Origin of the sequence: Plantibacter flavus (assembly GCF_900177615.1) — a bacterium.
GTDB classification, from domain to species: domain Bacteria; phylum Actinomycetota; class Actinomycetes; order Actinomycetales; family Microbacteriaceae; genus Plantibacter; species Plantibacter flavus.
Map to the genome: position 1 here is coordinate 375253 of NZ_FXAP01000004.1, position 16296 is coordinate 391548.

Genomic DNA, 16296 nt, shown 5'->3' on the forward strand with positions numbered 1-16296 from the left:
TGGTCGGCTCGCGATCAGCACTACTTGCTGAAGCCGGCGGTCATGCCACTGATCAACTGGCGTCGGCCGAACAGGTACAGGATGAAGATCGGCAGGGTCGACAGCACCACGGCGGCGAGCACGGCGGGCACGTTCACGCTGAACGACCCCTGGAACGTCCACAGCGACAGCGGCAGCACCCGGTTGCTCGGCGACTGCGTGAGCACCAGTGGGAACAGGAACCCGTTCCACACGTTGAGTGCGTTGTAGAGCGCGACGGTGACGATCGCTGGCCGGGCGAGCGGGAGGACGAGCGAGACGAGGGTCCGCCAGCTCGACGCCCCGTCGACGGTCATCGACTCGAACAGCTCCTTGGGGATGTCGCGGATGAAGTTCGACAGGATGAGCACGGTGACGGGCACCGCGAAGCCGATCGACGGCAGGATCAGCGCCAGGAGGGTGTCGTAGAGCCCCGCCTTGCTGAGCATGTAGAACAGCGGGATGATCGTCGCCTGCAGCGGGATCGCGAGGCCGAGCAGCAAGAACGAGAACGCTCCCCGCGTGAACCGGGAGTTGGTGCGCACGATGGCGAACGACGCCATCAGGCAGACGAACACGGTGACGGCGACGCTCGCGACGGTGATGATGACGCTGTTGCCGAGGTAGAGGAAGAAGTCGCTCTGCAGGACGAGGGCGTAGCCGTCGAGGGTCGGATCGGTGGGCGGGATGAGCTGGTTGCTCGAGAAGAACCCGGCCTGCGGGCGCACGCTCGTGATGACGATGTAGTAGATCGGCAGCACGATGATGAGCAGCCAGATCCAGGCGCCGATACCGCCGATGATGTTCGGCTTGCGGCGCGCGCCGCGGGGGCGCCTACCTCGCGTCTCGTGCTCGCCGGGGCGTCCGCGCTTCGAGCCGGCGGTCGAGACGCTGACCGTGTCGAGGCTCCCGGTCGGGAGCGCGCCGGGCTTCGTGAGTCGGTTGGTCGCTGACATCAGAGGCCCTCCTGCTGACTGTCCATCTTGGCGAAGCCGCTCAGCTTGGTGAGCAGCAGGGCGATGGCGAGACCGATGACGGCCAGGATGATCGCCATGACGCTCGCCTGCCCGAACTGGCTCGCGGAGAAGCCCGTCACGTACATGAGGATCGGGAGGATGCGGGTGCCGGCGCTCGGAACACCGCCGGTGAGCACGAAGATCACGTCGAAGTAGGTGAGCGAACCGATGATCATGAGCGTGGACGACGTCACGAGCGTGTACCGCAGCTGCGGGAGCGTGATGTGGAAGAACTGCTTGACCGTCCCAGCGCCGTCGATCTCGGCCGCCTCGTAGAGCGACGCCGGGATCTGCCGCACGCCGCCCTGGAACAGGAGCGTGTGGAAGGGCACGAACTGCCACGCGATGATGAAGATCACGACGAAGAGCACGAGCTGCTGGTTGCCGAGCCAGTCCTGCTTGAGGAACGGGATGCCGAGCGACGCCGACAGACCGAAGTTCGGGTCGAGGATCGCCTTGAACGCGATGGCCGTCGCCGCCGACGACAGCAGGAGCGGCAGGAAGAAGATCGCGCCGAGGACGGCCCGGTTGCGCTGTTTGCCGGCGGTCCACGTCCCGAGCAGCAGGCTGATCGGCGTCTGGACGATCCAGGAGATCACGATGACCTTGAGGGTCAGGACGAGGGCGTCGATGGCGACCGGGTCGACGAGGACCGAGGCCCAGTTGTCGAGGCCGACCCACGCGGGGTCGGTGATCGCGTCCCAGCGGGTGAAGCTCAGGTACAGGGCGACGATGAGCGGGATGATCGCGAAGACGAGGAAGAAGCCCAGCGCCGGCGCGACCATCCAGCCACTGGGGCCGGTGCGGCGGCGCATCGCTGCCGCACCGGCCCCTCGGGCCCCGTTCAATGGACGGGTGACGGTCATCGGGAGATCACTGTCCGATCGTCTTGTTCATGTTGTCGGAGAACTCCTGCGGGGTGATCTGCAGGTTGAACAGCTGGTCGAGGTTCGTCAGCAGCGCGGTCGCCTGTGCGGGCGGGAGCGCCTGGTCCCACGACATCTGGAAGTTCTTCGCGTTCTTCGTGAGGTCGTAGACGGTCGTGCCGAAGTCGCCGCCGGCGTCCGCGATCTCCGCGTCGATGTCGGTGATGGGCGGCACCTGGCCGGCCTTCACCATGCGGTCGATGTAGCCCTTGTCGAACACGCCCTCGGTGAGGTACTTCAGCGCGCTGGCCTGCTGTTCCTTCGTCGCCGAGGCGGAGATGGAGAAGTACCCGGACGGGTTGCCGACGATGTTCGACGGGTCGCCCTTGCCACCGGTGACGGCGGGGAAGGTCGTGTAGCCGAGACCCTTCTCGGCGAACTCGGCCGCCTGCTGCTTGAAGGTCGTCATGACCCAGGCGCCCTGGAGCATCATCGCGGCCTTACCCGTGTAGAGCAGGGCGACGTCGGCGTTGCTGTCGGCGGTGACCGAGGCGTAGCCGTCGACGAACGCACCGGCCTTCACGAGCTCCTGGATCTTCTCGTTCGCCTCGATGATGCCGGGGTCGCTCCACGCGTCGGCCTCACCGGCCATGATCTTGTTGAAGGCCTCGGGTCCGGCGACGCGGTCGACGAGGTACTCCTCCCACATGAGCGACGGCCACTTGGAGGCACCGGCGAGCGAGAACGGGGCCACGCCTGCGGCCTTGAGCTTGGGGATGGCGTCGACGATCTCATCGAAGTTCGTCGGGACCTCGACGCCGGCGGCCTTCAGGACGTCCTTGTTGTAATAGAACATGATCGGCGTGGTGGCGTTCATCGGCACCGCGTAGACCTTGTCGTCGATGACGCCCTGGTTCCAGACGGACTCGAGGAACTTGCCCTTGGCGTCCGCGGTCTCCGAGGTGATGTCGGCGACCTTGCCGGCGTCCACGTAGGAGTTCAGCGTGCCGCCCGCCCAGCTGTAGATGATGGTCGGAGCGCTGCCCGCGCCGACCGCCGTGCGGATCTTGGTCTTGTAGGCGTCGTTCTGGAAGTAGGTCGCGGCGACCTGGCCGTCGGCGTTGGCGCCGTTCCACTCCTTGAGCGACGGGCCGAGGACGGTGTCCTCGTCGGTGCCGGTGAGGCCCCAGAGGGTGGCGCTGCCACTCGGGGCACCACCGCCGCTGGAGCAGGCGGTCGCGCCGAGCATGAGGGCCGAGACGCCGAGGGCGACTGCGGCCAGTCGGGTCCGACGGCGGGATGAAGTACGAAGCGTCATTGCGTTCTCTCCTTGGTGGGTGCTGCTGCTGATGGTGCGATGTGGTCGGGTCAATCGGTGGGTGTCCAGGCGCTGCCGTTCGCGGCGCTGGACTCGACGGCGTGCAGGACCCGCTGGACCTGCAGCCCCTCGGCGAAGGACGGCTCGGGATCGGTGCCGGCGGTGATGGCCTGGACGAGGTCCCGCACCTGGTGCGAGAACGGGTGCTCGTAGCCGATGCCGTGGCCGGTCGGCCACCAGGCGGCCATGTACGGGTGCTCCGGCTCGGTGACGACGATGCGCGTGAAGCCCTGCTTGCCGGCGGGAGCGGTGGCGTCGTACACCTCGAGCTCGTTCATCCGCTCGAGGTCGAAGGCGATGGCTCCGCGGGAGCCGCTCAGCTCGATGCGGAGCGCGTTCTTCCGGCCGGTCGCGTAGCGGGTGGCCTCGAACGCGCCGATCGCGCCGTCCGCGAGTCCGCCCGTCAGCTTCGCGGTGAACCAGGCGGCGTCGTCGACGGTGACCGCGCCGCGTTCCTCCGAGGCGGTCCCGCTCAGGCCGACGGTCTCGCCGAGGAGCGGTCGCTCGGTGACGAAGGTGGCGAGCGTCCCGCTGACGGTGTCGAGTCGGGCACCGGTCAGGTGCTGCACGAGGTCGATGGCGTGCGCGCCGATGTCGCCGAGGGAGCCGGAGCCGGCCTGGTCCTTGTCGAGGCGCCAGGTCATCGGACCCTCTTCGTCACTCAGCCAGTCCTGGAGGTACAGCGCGCGGATCTGGCGGACGTCGCCGAGTGCGCCCTCCGCGATGAGCTGGCGGGCGTAGCCGATGGCGGGCACACGACGATAGCTGAAGCCGACCATGGAGCGGACGCCGCGAGCCCTCGCCGCCTCGGCCGCGGCGACCATCAGCTCCGCCTCCTCGACGCTGTTGGCGAGCGGCTTCTCGCAGAGGACGTGCTTGCCGGCTTCGAGGGCGGCGATCGCGATCTCGACGTGCGATGAGCCGGGCGTGCAGACGTCGACGATGTCGATGGACGGGTCGGCGATGACACGCCGCCAGTCGGTCGAGGCCGACTCCCAGCCGAACTTCACGCGGGCCGCTTCGAGTGCCTCGGCGTTGCGGCCGACGATCGTCGCCATGACCGGTTCCGCGTCGAGGTCGAAGAAGCGCGGTGCGGTGCGCCAGGCCTGCGAATGTGCGGCTCCCATGAAGCCGTATCCGATCATCGCGACCCGGAGTTCCGGCCGTCCGCTTCCCGCCATGTCCAACGCTCCCGAGATGCTCGCGCAGCTGCGGCCCCGGGGTTCCGGATCGCTTCGCTGCGGTGCCCTGAAGCTAGCCCCGCCGCCTGTCCCCCCGCAACTTCCCTATCCCTCATTGGAAACTTTTCGCACACCCCCCTTCCCGCCCCTGCCCGCCCCTGCCCGCGAACTGTCACTCCGACACAGTCCCGGCCGCTCGGACTAGCAGCGAGTGACAGTTCGCGGGCTAGGGGGTGGGCGGGGCTGCGGTCGAACCGCGGACGACGAGGGAGGTGGCGAGGTCGAGGCGGATGTTGTCGACCGTCTCGGACCGCAGCTTCAGCACCAGGCGGGTGGCCTCCTCGGCCATCTCGATGAGCGGTTGCCGGATGGTCGTAAGGGCCGGACCGACCCATTTGGCCGGCGGGACATCGTCGTACCCGACGACCGACAGCTGCTCCGGGATCGAGATCCCGAGCGAGCGCGCCGCCTCGTAGACACCGAACGCCTGCATGTCGTTGCCGGCGAAGATCGCGGTCGGACGGTCGTCGAGCTGCAGCAGTTCGAGCGCCAGGACGCGCCCGGCCTCCGGGATGAACTCACCGCGCCGCAGGATCGTCTCGTCGAGCGGGATCCCGGCCTCCTCGAGCGCGGACCGGTAGCCCGAGACCCGCGCCCGCGAACACATGAGGTCCTGCGGGCCTGAGATCAGGCCGATCCTGCGGTGTCCGAGCTCGATCAGGTGGCGCGTCGCGGCCATCCCACCTGACCAGTTCGTGGAGCCGATGGCGGCGACCTCCGGGCCCGGGTCCCCCGCCGGGTCGACCACGACGACCGGGATGTTGCGCGTGTGGAGCTGGCGCCGGTACGCCGGGTCGATGTCCGAGAACACGAGGATGACCCCGACCGGCTTCCGCGAGATGATGCTCTCGACCCAGCCCTCGCCGGTCGAACGCCGGGCGCCCGTCTCGGTCAGGGTGACGCTCATGCCATGCTGGCGCGCGACCTTCTCGACACCGCGGATGATCTCGAGCGACCAGGAGCTGTCGATGTACTCGAAGACGAGCTCGATGAGCGAACCCTGCGCGAGCTCGGCACCGCGGCGACTGTAGCCGTGGCGGTCCAGCAGTCGCTCGACGATCTCCCGGGTGTCCGGCGAGACCCCCGGTCGCCCGTTGAGTACCTTCGAGGCGGTCGACACCGACACGGAGGCCTCCCTGGCGATGCGCGACAGGGTGGCCCGCCCGCCGACGGCACCGGGTCCAGCGGTCTGCACCGCGAGGTCGTCGCTCATCCGAGTCCTCCGATCCCCCTCGGTCTGGCCGGACGGCCGTCTCTGCAGCGAGAAGTTCTGCCCATGCTAACGAAATATTTCGCGACACTCGACCGGTGACGCGAGGCCGACGATCTGCTACTCTGGACTATAAGTTGTGGTTAACAACAAATCATCCGCTCACCAACGACGTTGAAGGACTGCACGCATGAGCCTCACCCCCACCAAAGCCGATCGGTTCTCCTTCGGCCTCTGGACGATCGGCTACAACGGGACCGACCCGTTCGGTGGCCCCACCCGCCCCGACCTCGACGTGGTCGAGGCCGTCACCCGCCTGAACGACCTCGGCGCCTACGGCCTCACCTTCCACGACGACGACCTCTTCGCCTTCGGCTCGACCGACGCCGAACGCCAGAAGCAGATCGACCGTCTCAAGCAGGCACTCGCCGACACCGGCGTCATCGTGCCGATGGTCACCACCAACCTGTTCAGCGCGCCCGTCTTCAAGGACGGCGGCTTCACCTCGAACGACCGCGCCGTCCGCCGCTTCGCCCTGCGCAAGGTGCTCCGCAACCTCGACCTCGCCGCCGAGCTCGGCGCCAAGACCTTCGTCATGTGGGGCGGCCGTGAGGGCGCCGAGTACGACTCCGCGAAGGACGTGCAGGCGGCCCTCGAGCGCTACCGCGAGGCCGTCAACTTCCTCGGCGACTACGTGACCGACAAGGGCTACGACATCCGCTTCGCGATCGAGCCGAAGCCCAACGAGCCCCGCGGCGACATCCTGCTCCCGACGCTCGGCCACGCGATGGCGTTCATCGAGACCCTCGAGCGCCCGGAGCTCGTCGGCATCAACCCCGAGGTCGGCCACGAGCAGATGGCGGGCCTCAACTTCACCGCCGGCATCGCCCAGGCGCTCTACCAGGGCAAGCTCTACCACATCGACCTCAACGGCCAGCGGGGCATCAAGTACGACCAGGACCTCGTCTTCGGTCACGGCGACCTGCAGAACGCGTTCTCGCTCGTCGACCTCCTCGAGCACGGTGGAGTGAACGGCGGCCCCGCGTACGACGGCCCGCGTCACTTCGACTACAAGCCGAGCCGCACCGAGGACATCATGGGCGTATGGGACTCCGCCGCCGCCAACATGCGCATGTACCTGCTGCTCAAGGAGCGCGCCGAGGCGTTCCGCGCCGACCCCGAGGTGCAGGAGGCGCTGGCCGCTGCCCGCGTGCCCGAGCTGCGGGAGCCGACGCTCAACCCCGGTGAGACCGTCGAGCAGCTGCTCGCCGACCGCTCGTCGTACGAGGACTTCGACGCCGACGCCTACTTCGGCGGCAAGGGCTTCGGGTTCGTCCGCCTGCAGCAGCTGGCCGTCGACCACCTCATGGGTGCGCGCTAGCCGACACCCGTGAACCTGGCGTTCCGTCTCCTGATCCGAGAGGATCGGGGGCGGAACGCCGTTCCGCGTTCCACCCCCACAGCAGACCCGGCGGTCAACCGACCGCCCACCACCGAGAACAGGGAGAGCGATGACGCTCGTCGCCGGCATCGATTCGTCCACCCAGAGCTGCAAGGTCGTCATCCGCGACGCCGAGACCGGAGCGCTCGTCCGCGAAGGACGCGCGGCGCACCCCGCCGGCACCGAGGTCGCCCCGGCCGCGTGGTGGCAGGCGCTGCAGGAGGCGGCCTCCGCCGCCGGAGGGTTGGCCGATGTCGCCGCGGTGTCGGTCGCGGCCCAGCAGCACGGCATGGTCGCGCTCGACGTCGACGGACGCGTCATCCGTCCGGCACTCCTGTGGAACGACACCCGGAGCGCGCAGGCCGCGACGGATCTCATCACCGAGTTCGGCGCTGCGGAGCTCGCCCAGCGGACCGGGTGCGTCCCCGTCGCCTCCTTCACGATCACGAAGCTGCGCTGGCTGCGCGACGCCGAACCCGCGAACGCCGCCGAGGTCGCCGCCGTCGCGCTCCCCCACGACTGGCTGAGCTGGCGTCTGCGCGGCTTCGGTCCGGCCGACGAGAGCCCACTCGGCGCGGACCTCGCCGAACTGACGACCGACCGCTCCGACGCGTCCGGCACCGGGTACTGGTCCCCCACCGACGGCGAGTACGACCGCGAGCTGCTCGTCGCGGCTCTCGGCCACGATGCGATCCTGCCGCGCGTGCTCGCGCCCGAGGAGTCCGCCGGGACCGGTGTCGACGGCGGCCTCATCGGGCCGGACACGGTCATCGGGGCGGGTGCCGGAGACAACGCGGGAGCCGCCCTCGGGCTCGGGGCGACGGCCGGCGACGTCGTCGTGTCGATCGGCACGAGCGGGACGGTGTTCGCCGTGACGCCGGCCGTGGTCCGTGACAGCTCGGGCACCGTCGCCGGGTTCGCCTCCGCCGACGGCGCGTTCCTGCCGCTCATCGCGACGCTCAACGCCGCCCGGATCCTCGACGCGGTGGCCGCGCTGCTCGGCGTCGACCACACGGAACTCGGTCGACTCGCGCTCGAGGCCCCGGCCGGGGCACGCGGTCTCGTGCTCCAGCCGTACTTCGAGGGCGAGCGCACGCCGAACCGGCCGGACGCGACGGCGACCCTCTTCGGCATGACCCTGGAGTCGACGACGCGCGAGGGCCTCGCCCGGGCGGCGATCGAGGGGTTGCTCTGCGGACTCGCCGACGGCCTCGAAGCAGTGCTCGCGCAGGGAGTCACGGCGGAGCGGGTCCTCCTCATCGGCGGTGCGGCGCAGAACCCGGCGGTGCAGGTGATCGCGCGCGAGGTCTTCGACGTGCCGGTCGTCGTGCCGGCCCCCGGGGAGTACGTCGCCGACGGCGCCGCGGTGCAGGCGGCCTGGGCACTCAGCGGCACTCGCCCGTCGTGGGCTGCGGTGGGGGCCGGCGACGGCGCCGACCAGGCGGACGCGGTCGATGCAGACGCCTCCGGCATCGCGCGGGAGCAGTACGCCGCCCGAGCCTGAGGCGGTGCCCGGGCCTCCCCGGCCGCCGAGCAGCCCCGGTCACCGAGCCGACCCCTGCCGGTCACCGAGCCGCCCCTCCCGGTCACTGAGCCGCCCCTCCCGGTCACCGAGCCGCCCTCTCCCCGTCACCGAGCAACCCGCACCGGTCACTGAGCCTGTCGAAGTGCCACACACCGAAGCCCCCAGACCCACAACGCTCCCCGGGGGCCCTTCGACAAGCTCAGGGAACGAGTACCCCCACCCCGGTCACGCGAGCCAGCCCCGCTCACCGAGCAACCCGCCCCGGTCACCGAGCAACCCGCACCGGTCACTGAGCTTGTCGAAGTGCCACACCCCGAAGCCTCCCGCCCCGCAACGCTCCCCGGGGGCCCTTCGACACTTCGACAAGCTCAGTGCGGCGAAGCTCAGGGAACGGACATCCCTCCCCCGGTCACCGATCCGCCCCTCCCGGTCACTGAGCTTGTCGAAGTGCCACACACCGAAGCCCCCAGACCCGCGACGTCACCCCGGGGGCCCTTCGACACTTCGACAAGCTCAGTGCGGCGCAGCTCAGGGAACGGACATCCCTCCCCCGGTCACTGAGCAGACCGCCCCCGGTCACTGAGCCGACCTCTCCCGGTCACTGAGCCGCCCCTCCCGGTCACTGAGCCTGTCGAAGTGCCACACACCGAAGCCCCCAAACCCGCGACGTCACCCCGGGGGCCCTTCGACACTTCGACAAGCTCAGTGCGGCGCAGCTCAGGGAACGGACATCCCTCCCCCGGTCACTGAGCAGACCGCCCCCGGTCACTGAGCCGACCTCTCCCGGTCACTGAGCAGACCCCTCCCGGTCACTGAGCCTGTCGAAGTGCCACACCCCGAAGCCTCCCGCCCCGCAACGCCTCCCCGGGGGCCCTTCGACAAGCTCAGGGAACGGACAGACCTCTCCCGGTCACTGAGCAGACCTCTCCCGGTCACCGATCCGCCCCTCCCGGTCACTGAGCCGCCCCTCCCGGTCACTGAGCCTGTCGAAGTGCCACACACCGAAGCCCCCAGACCCGCGACGTCACCCCGGGGGCCCTTCGACAAGCTCAGGGAACGCGTACCCCCACCCCGGTCACGCGAGCCAGCCCCGGTCACCGAGCACGCCGCACCGGTCACTGAGCCTGTCGAAGTGCCACCGCGGAATCTTCCGCGGGGCGGAGACGTTGGCCCCGGTATGCGATCGATCGTCTACTCCACCAACGGTGACCCGTCCGTCCTCCACCTCGTCGAGCGCGAGCTCCCCGAGCCCGGCCCCGGCGAGGTCCGGGTCAAGCTCGCGTTCTCCGGAGTCAACCCGACCGACTGGAAGACCAGGCGCGGCGGCGGCCCCTCGGGTGGCATGCCCTTCCCCGAGGTCGTCCCGAACCTCGACGGCGCCGGCGTGATCGACGCGGTCGGCCCCGCCACCGGCGACGCGGCGACCACGACCACCTTCACCGTCGGCGACCGCGTCTGGGTGTACCTCGCGGCGCACGAGAGCCCGCTGGGCACGGCCCAGGAGTTCACGGTGCAGCCCGTCTCCCGTGTGGTCCCCCTACCCGACGCCGCGTCGTTCGAGCTCGGCGCCAGCCTCGGCGTCCCCGCGATGACCGCGCACCGCGCCCTCACCGTCGCGCAGGACGGCCCGACCCGACTCTCCCCCGGTGCCCTCGACGGCCGGACGGTCCTCGTCCAGGGCGGCGCCGGCGCCGTCGGCAACGCCGCGATCCAGCTCGCCCGCTGGGCCGGCGCGACGGTGATCAGCACCATCAGCAGCGACGAGAAGGCCCGCCTCGCGACCGCCGCGGGAGCACACCACGTCGTGAACTACCGCGAGGGTGACACCGCCGCGGCGATCCGCGAGGTGGCACCCGACGGCGTCGACCTCGTCGTGGAGGTCGCGATCGCGCAGAACCTCCCCCTCGACCAGGCGGTCCTCGCCCCGCGCGGCACGGTGGTCAGCTACGCGAACAACGGCGGTGACTCGATCACGCTCGACATCCGGCCGCACATGGGGCTCAACACGCGGCTCCAGTTCATGCTGCTCTACACGGTCGGCGACGCCGCACTCCACGCCGCCGCTGAGGACATCACCGCAGCGATCGAGGACGGCGCGCTCCACGTCGGCGAAGACCACGGTCTGGCGCTGACGGTGTTCCCGCTCGCCGAGACGGCTGCGGCCCACACCGCCGTCGAGGACGACACGGTCGGGAAGGTCCTCATCGACGTCACCGCGTGACCGGCGGCGCGTCGACGTGACGTGATCAGGGGCGGTACTGGGTGGCCAGTGCCGCCCCTGCCGCACGCAGGTGGACGAGCGGTTCGGCCATCGCCGCCTCGACGCCGCCGGCCAGCTCCGTGAGCGAGGCCGCCGCGAGGAAGATCCCCTCGGTGGGCGCCTGGATCGCTCCGGCCACGAGCATGGTCCGGTCCGCCGCGAGCCCGGCGACCCAGGAGGCGACCTTGCCGTCGGCCGTCTGGTCGTCGAAACGGCCCTCTCCCGTGATCACGATCGACGCCGCGGCGGCCGCTTCCGGGAGGGCGATCGCCTCACCGACGCCGCGCGCGCCCGAGGTGGCGGTGGCGCCCCACAGCAGGAGGCCGTAGCCCGCACCGCCCGCAGCACCGGCACCGGGCTCGACCACTGCGCGTTCCGCATGGTCCCGCCCGAACGCCTCCGCAGCGCGGCTCGCGAACCGTGCGAGATTCGCGTCGAGGACGGCGACGTCCACAGTGGTCGCACCCTTCTGCGGACCGAAGACCGCAGCGGCACCGCGGTCGCCGAGCAGCGGGTTGGTCACGTCGCTGAGGATGACCGCGCCGTCCGGCGGCAGCGCGCGGAGTCCGGCGGTGTCGATGTCGCGGATCGTCGCGAGCCCGGCGTTGCCGGTGGCAACCGGTCCCCCGTCGACGTCCACCAGCCGCGCTCCGAGCGCGGTGAGCAGCCCGGCTCCGCCGTCCGTACTGGAGCTTCCGCCGATCGCGAGCAGCAGTCGTCGCACGCCATGGTCGAGCGCGGCCTCGATGGCCTCACCGAAGCCGACGGTGTGCGCCGCGAACGGTTGCAGGGGGTCGAGGAGTGTCAGCCCGCTCGTCTGCGCGAGTTCCACGACCGCCGAACCGTCAGGCAGCTCGAGCCACTCGGCGTCCACCGGGTCGCCGACCGGGCCGGTGACCGTGATCTGGTGCCGACGCGCGCCGGGAACGGCTGCCGCGAACGCGTCGAGCGTGCCCTCGCCGCCGTCAGCCATGGGGAGCGACTGCAGGAGGTCATCGGGCCGTAGAGTGCGCCACCCGTCGGCGATCGCCTCGGCGACCTCCGCGGCGGTGGCGGTGCCTTTGAACGAGTCGGGTGCGATGACGATGTGCTGGGTCATGCCTTCAGCCTCCCACGGTGGACGGGGTCGGGTGGGTCGAGGGCGCGCTCGTCGTCAGCACCTCGACACCGTCCGGTGTGATCACGACGGTGTCCTCGACCTTCACGCCGGGGGCGGTCGGATTCCAGGCGAAGGCCTGCCACGGCTGGACGACGTCGGTCGCCTCAGGCATGGCACGCGGATCGCGTCCCGCGTAACCGGCCGCACCGCCCTGATGGTGCCTCGTCCACTCGTCGGCGTCGAAGCCCTGCTCCGCGTAGGCCGCACTCCCCGTCCGCAGGATGTCGGCGAGCGAGGCGCCCGGCACGGTGGCGTCGAGATAGGCGTGTTCGACGGCGCGGATGCGCTGCATGTCCGTGGCGAACGGCTCCGCCGGGGTGCCGCCATCGTCGAACCACCGCGTGAGGTTCACGATGAGCCCGTCGCGGCGGCCGCAGGCGACGACCATCGCCCGGGAACCGAGTCGCCCCTCGGTCGGCAGCGGGTGCCGGTGGGCGAGTCTGCCCTCCCCGGCGACGAGGAGGACGAGCGGGTCGATCCCGGCTGCGACGAGGCGCCCGGCGAGGTCGGCCGCGACCGCGCGTTCCGTCCGGGCAGGGTCGAGCTCGTCGACGAGCGCCTCGACCGCCGACGTCGTCTCCCGACCGAGCGAACGGAAGCGCGCGAGTTCGGCCGGGAGGAGCGACGCACGCGCCGCCCGCAGCTCGGCGGCGACGTCGGCCTCCTGCAGCACCCCGTCCCCACTCGGCAGCACCGCGTCGATCGGCGTGTGCCACGGCACCGTCCGCACCCGGATGTCGGGCAGCTCCTCGGCCTGCAGCCGGTCCACCTCGTTGGAGGTCGCGACGAGCCACGCGTCGCCCGGCGAGACGACGACCGCGACGATCGGGTCGGCCGCGAGGCTCACGTGGACGCGCGAGCCGTCGAGGTACCAGCCGACCGCGGCGGCGGACCGCAGCACGATCGTGCCTGCTCCGCGGGCCTCCAGGAGCGACACCAATCGGGCGTGCTTGCGACGGCGGTCGACCTCGTCCGGCCCGGGCCGCTCGTGGTTCATCGCCGGGCCCAATCGATCCCGAGCTCGGCGAAGGTGCTGCCGGTGGCGGCCGCTTCGGCGACGAGCTCCTCGATCCTCGGGATGACCGGGCGGCGCTCGTCGCCCGTCCCGAGCCAGTCGACGAGATCAGCGGGGATGCGGTGTGGCGCCGGGGCCGACCGGACCGCGTCGAGGACGGCGGTGAAGGCGGACGCGTCGGCCAGGGAGCTGACGAGTGCGGCATCCTCACCCGCCAGGACCGCCTCGCGCGCGCGGAGGAGGTCGGGGAGCAGGTCGGTCCGGCCCGTCGTCCAGCGTCGCAGGGTGACGCCGTCGACGACCACCTCGACCTCGTCGCGCGTGTAGTGGAACCGGATCGAACCGAGCTCACCGTGGACGGTGACCACCGGGTCGGTCGTCTCCTGTGCGCACAGGGTGAGCGCCGCGGTCATGATCGGGCCGCGCCGTGGGGTGATGCGGACGACCGAGGTGTCGTCGGCCTCGATGTCGTTCGCCCGGTACTGATCGAGGTCGATGGTGGCGATCCCCGCGCGGTCGGTCGTGCCGCCAAGCCGGAGCATGGTCTGGACCGCGTGCGCGAACGGGTTGGTGACGACGCCGTCCACGACCGGTGTGCCGTCGAGCGTGCGCCGGCCCGACCACGCGGCACGCGTCCAATACCCGACGGTGCGGACCCAGGTGCCCCTCGCCTCGAGTGCCGTCACGGCCCCGATCTCCCCGCTGTCGACGACGTCCGCGATCTCGCCGATCGCGTGCGACCCGAGGCTCTGGAACCCCACCTGCACGAGCCCGCCGGTCAGGGCGGCGGTGGCCTGCAGCCGATCGAGTTCGTCGTTCGAGGTCACCGGGGGCTTCTCGAGCAGGACGTCGGCGCCGTGCTCGAGCGCGGCGACGGCGAGGTCCAGGTGCGTGTGGATCGGGGTCGAGAGGATGACGATGTCCACCTGCCCGGCGGCGAAGCACTCCTCGAGCGAGTCGCGGAGCGGAGCGTCCCCGGCTGCGCGGTCCTCCTCGGTGAACGTCCGGTCGACGAGGCCGACGAGGCGGATCGCGCCGGTCGCGGCGAGCGCCCTGGCCGCCGCCACGTGGCTGGCGCCATGGCCGTGGATCCCGACGACCACGACGGTCGGGGCGGTGGGGTGGTCGGTGCTGGTCATGCGTCACTCCCTGTGCTGCGCGGTTCGGTGCGGCGTTCCTCAGCGATGAGGAGCGCGCGGTGGATGGCCTCCGCCTGCTGCGCGTCCAGAGCGCCGTCGATGACGACCGCCTCCAGACCGGTGACGAGCGGGGTGTCGGCGGTGATGGTGGTGCGGGTGGTGGCGGCGAGCGAGACCCCGACACCCGGGTACTCGGCCGCGCGGAGGAACCAGGGGAAGGCGTTCGCTGCGGGCTGTCGGAACAGGACCGTGGTGGGGCGTCGAGCCGGCGTCGGGGCGGGCTCGGTGGTGTCACCCGCATCCGGGTCGGCACCTCCGTCGGCGTCCAGAACGAAGGCGACCCAGGCCGCACGGGAGCCGTGCGCGGTCGACTCCCCCGGTCCGTCCGCGCTGAGGACGGACCGGTGGGCGTCCGCGGGCAATCGCCAGAACCATCCGCCGTAGCCGGCACCTTCGCGGCCGTTCGTGGCCGGCGACCCGATCGTCGCCGTCGATCCCGTCGTCCGGAGGACGCTGGAGACGGCGACGCGGAGCGCCGACCTCCCGCTCCCGACGCCAGGCACGGCGAACTCCTCGACGACCGTCCTGCGCGACTCCCGCAGCTGCGTCGTCCCGTCGCGCCCGATCCAGTCGAGCGACTGACGCAGCACACCGGCGTCCACCTCGGTCTCGGTGACGCGCTGGACACCGTGGTTGTCGAGCATCGTCGACCCCTGCCCGGCGACGTAGGTGCGACCGCCCCAGTACGAGACGCCGTCGACGTCGGCGACGGCCATCGAGAGTCCGACATGGTGGGGGTGGTCGTCGGGAGCGGATTCCGTGACGACGGTCCCGTCGAGCGAGGTGACGGGGTGCGCGAACGGTCGCGGGGCGTCGGCCGGTTCGAGGCCGCTGCCGTCGTGGAGGATGAGGACCTCTCGGTCGCCGAGCCGGGCGGTCAGCTCCGGTGACGTGGGGTGCTGCTCGGTTCCGCGCCAGACCGGTGGACTCGCGGCCGGGCGCGCTGCGGTGCTCTCCCGGGCGACGAACCGGGGCCGGAAGACGAGCGGGTGTCCACCCTCCGCGCCGCCGATGGTGTCGCGCAGTCTGGTCCACGCCTCGGCGCCGAGCTCGCGTCGCGGGACGGACACCGTACTGAGCGCCGGCACCGCGAACGCCGCGAACGGGATGTCGTCGAAGCCGACCACACTGAGCGCCGAGGGGACGGACACACCGGCGCCGCGGAGCGCCGAGACGAGCCCGAGGGCGACGAGGTCGTTGAAGGCGACCACGGCGGTCGCGTCGTGCTGCACCACCGTCTCGACGACCGCGGCGCCGTCCACCAGCGCTGACCCGGCCGGCACGATGTCGACGGAGAGGTCGTCGTGGTCCGAGCGCGCGCGGGCGATGCCGACCCGTCGGAGGCGATCGCCCTGGCTCGCGGTGGGCCCCGCGAGGTACAGGATGCGCCGGTGCCCGAGCGCGTGCAGCTCGGCGAGCACCTGCTCCATGCCGCTGGCGTAGTCGATGGACACCGACGGCACGGGCGAGTCGGCGAGCTCGCGGTTGACGAGCACGACCGGGTGGAGTTCGGCGAGCAGCGCTCGAAGCTCCGGTTCGGCCAGACGGGGTGAGCAGAGGACGATCGCGTCGCAGCGACGACGGGCTTCGCGGGCCGCCGCAGCCTCGTCGGCCGGGTCCTCCTCGGTGTCGGTCACGAGGACGCGGTAGCCGTCGGCCGCCGCGGCCCGGGTGACCCCGCGCAGGATCTCCTGGAACATCGGGTTCTCGAGGTCGGGCACGACGACCCCGATGGTGTTCGTGCGGCCGAGCGACAGGCTTCGGGCCAGCATGCTCGGGCGGTAGCCGAGGGCGTCCACCGCGGCGAGGACGCGGTCGGCGATCGCCGCGTCGACGGTCGCCTTGCCGTTGAGCACACGTGACACGGTGGCCTTCGAGACGCCCGCCTGCACGGCGACGTCGGAGATCGTCGGTGTCGGTCCAGCGCTGGGGAACCGGTTGCTCATACGTCCTCGTTCGACTCGTCAC

At 71.0% G+C, this 16296-nt stretch carries 12 protein-coding genes; 3 read left to right on the plus strand and 9 right to left on the minus strand.

Going from position 1 to position 16296, the window contains the following annotated elements; all coding sequences use genetic code 11:
* Window positions 1–20: 20 nt before the first annotated feature.
* From B9Y95_RS14190 to B9Y95_RS14210, 5 genes are all read right to left on the minus strand, one after another.
* A complete protein-coding gene (locus B9Y95_RS14190; protein ID WP_085512664.1) occupies window positions 21–974 on the minus strand; it encodes a carbohydrate ABC transporter permease in 954 nt (317 codons plus the stop codon).
* Window positions 974–1900, minus strand: a complete 927-nt coding sequence (locus B9Y95_RS14195) for a carbohydrate ABC transporter permease (RefSeq protein ID WP_071258845.1) — start codon at window positions 1898–1900, stop codon at window positions 974–976. Before B9Y95_RS14195 ends, B9Y95_RS14190 begins: the two co-directional genes overlap by 1 nt.
* Window positions 1901–1907: 7 nt before the next feature.
* Window positions 1908–3218 carry an extracellular solute-binding protein gene (locus tag B9Y95_RS14200; protein ID WP_085512666.1) on the minus strand — a complete coding sequence of 437 codons (1311 nt, stop codon included), beginning with the start codon at window positions 3216–3218 and terminating at the stop codon, window positions 1908–1910.
* Between the two features lie 50 nt (window positions 3219–3268).
* The gene (locus B9Y95_RS14205; RefSeq protein ID WP_123539742.1) at window positions 3269–4459 is read right to left on the minus strand and encodes a Gfo/Idh/MocA family protein; all 1191 of its coding nucleotides are present in this window, start codon (window positions 4457–4459) and stop codon (window positions 3269–3271) included.
* A 226-nt stretch (window positions 4460–4685) separates the two neighbouring features.
* Window positions 4686–5732 carry a LacI family DNA-binding transcriptional regulator gene (locus B9Y95_RS14210; protein WP_085512668.1) on the minus strand — a complete coding sequence of 349 codons (1047 nt, stop codon included), beginning with the start codon at window positions 5730–5732 and terminating at the stop codon, window positions 4686–4688.
* Window positions 5733–5919: 187 nt separating this feature from the next.
* Between B9Y95_RS14210 and xylA the strand changes: the two genes are divergently transcribed.
* From xylA to B9Y95_RS14230, 3 genes are all read left to right on the plus strand, one after another.
* A complete protein-coding gene (gene xylA, locus B9Y95_RS14215; protein WP_085512670.1) occupies window positions 5920–7110 on the plus strand; it encodes a xylose isomerase in 1191 nt (396 codons plus the stop codon).
* Window positions 7111–7240: 130 nt separating this feature from the next.
* Complete coding sequence (locus B9Y95_RS14220; protein WP_085512672.1) at window positions 7241–8674, plus strand: FGGY family carbohydrate kinase; 1434 nt, start codon at window positions 7241–7243, stop codon at window positions 8672–8674.
* 1198 nt (window positions 8675–9872) lie between these two features.
* Entirely contained in the window at window positions 9873–10916 is a 1044-nt protein-coding gene (locus tag B9Y95_RS14230; RefSeq protein WP_085512676.1) for an NADPH:quinone reductase, read from the plus strand.
* Between the two features lie 25 nt (window positions 10917–10941).
* Here the strand turns inward: B9Y95_RS14230 and B9Y95_RS14235 are convergent, their stop codons facing one another.
* From B9Y95_RS14235 to B9Y95_RS14250, 4 genes are read right to left on the minus strand one after another with little or no spacing between them, the layout of a single operon-like run.
* Window positions 10942–12054, minus strand: coding sequence for a glycerate kinase (locus B9Y95_RS14235; RefSeq protein WP_085512678.1), 1113 nt, complete (start codon window positions 12052–12054; stop codon window positions 10942–10944).
* A gap of 4 nt (window positions 12055–12058) precedes the next feature.
* Entirely contained in the window at window positions 12059–13111 is a 1053-nt protein-coding gene (locus B9Y95_RS14240) for a M24 family metallopeptidase (protein ID WP_085512680.1), read from the minus strand.
* Window positions 13108–14268 carry a Gfo/Idh/MocA family protein gene (locus B9Y95_RS14245; protein WP_085512682.1) on the minus strand — a complete coding sequence of 387 codons (1161 nt, stop codon included), beginning with the start codon at window positions 14266–14268 and terminating at the stop codon, window positions 13108–13110. The genes B9Y95_RS14240 and B9Y95_RS14245 overlap by 4 nt, the downstream gene beginning before the upstream one ends.
* The gene (locus B9Y95_RS14250; RefSeq protein WP_085512684.1) at window positions 14265–16274 is read right to left on the minus strand and encodes a DUF6807 family protein; all 2010 of its coding nucleotides are present in this window, start codon (window positions 16272–16274) and stop codon (window positions 14265–14267) included. Before B9Y95_RS14250 ends, B9Y95_RS14245 begins: the two co-directional genes overlap by 4 nt.
* Window positions 16275–16296: the final 22 nt, after the last annotated feature.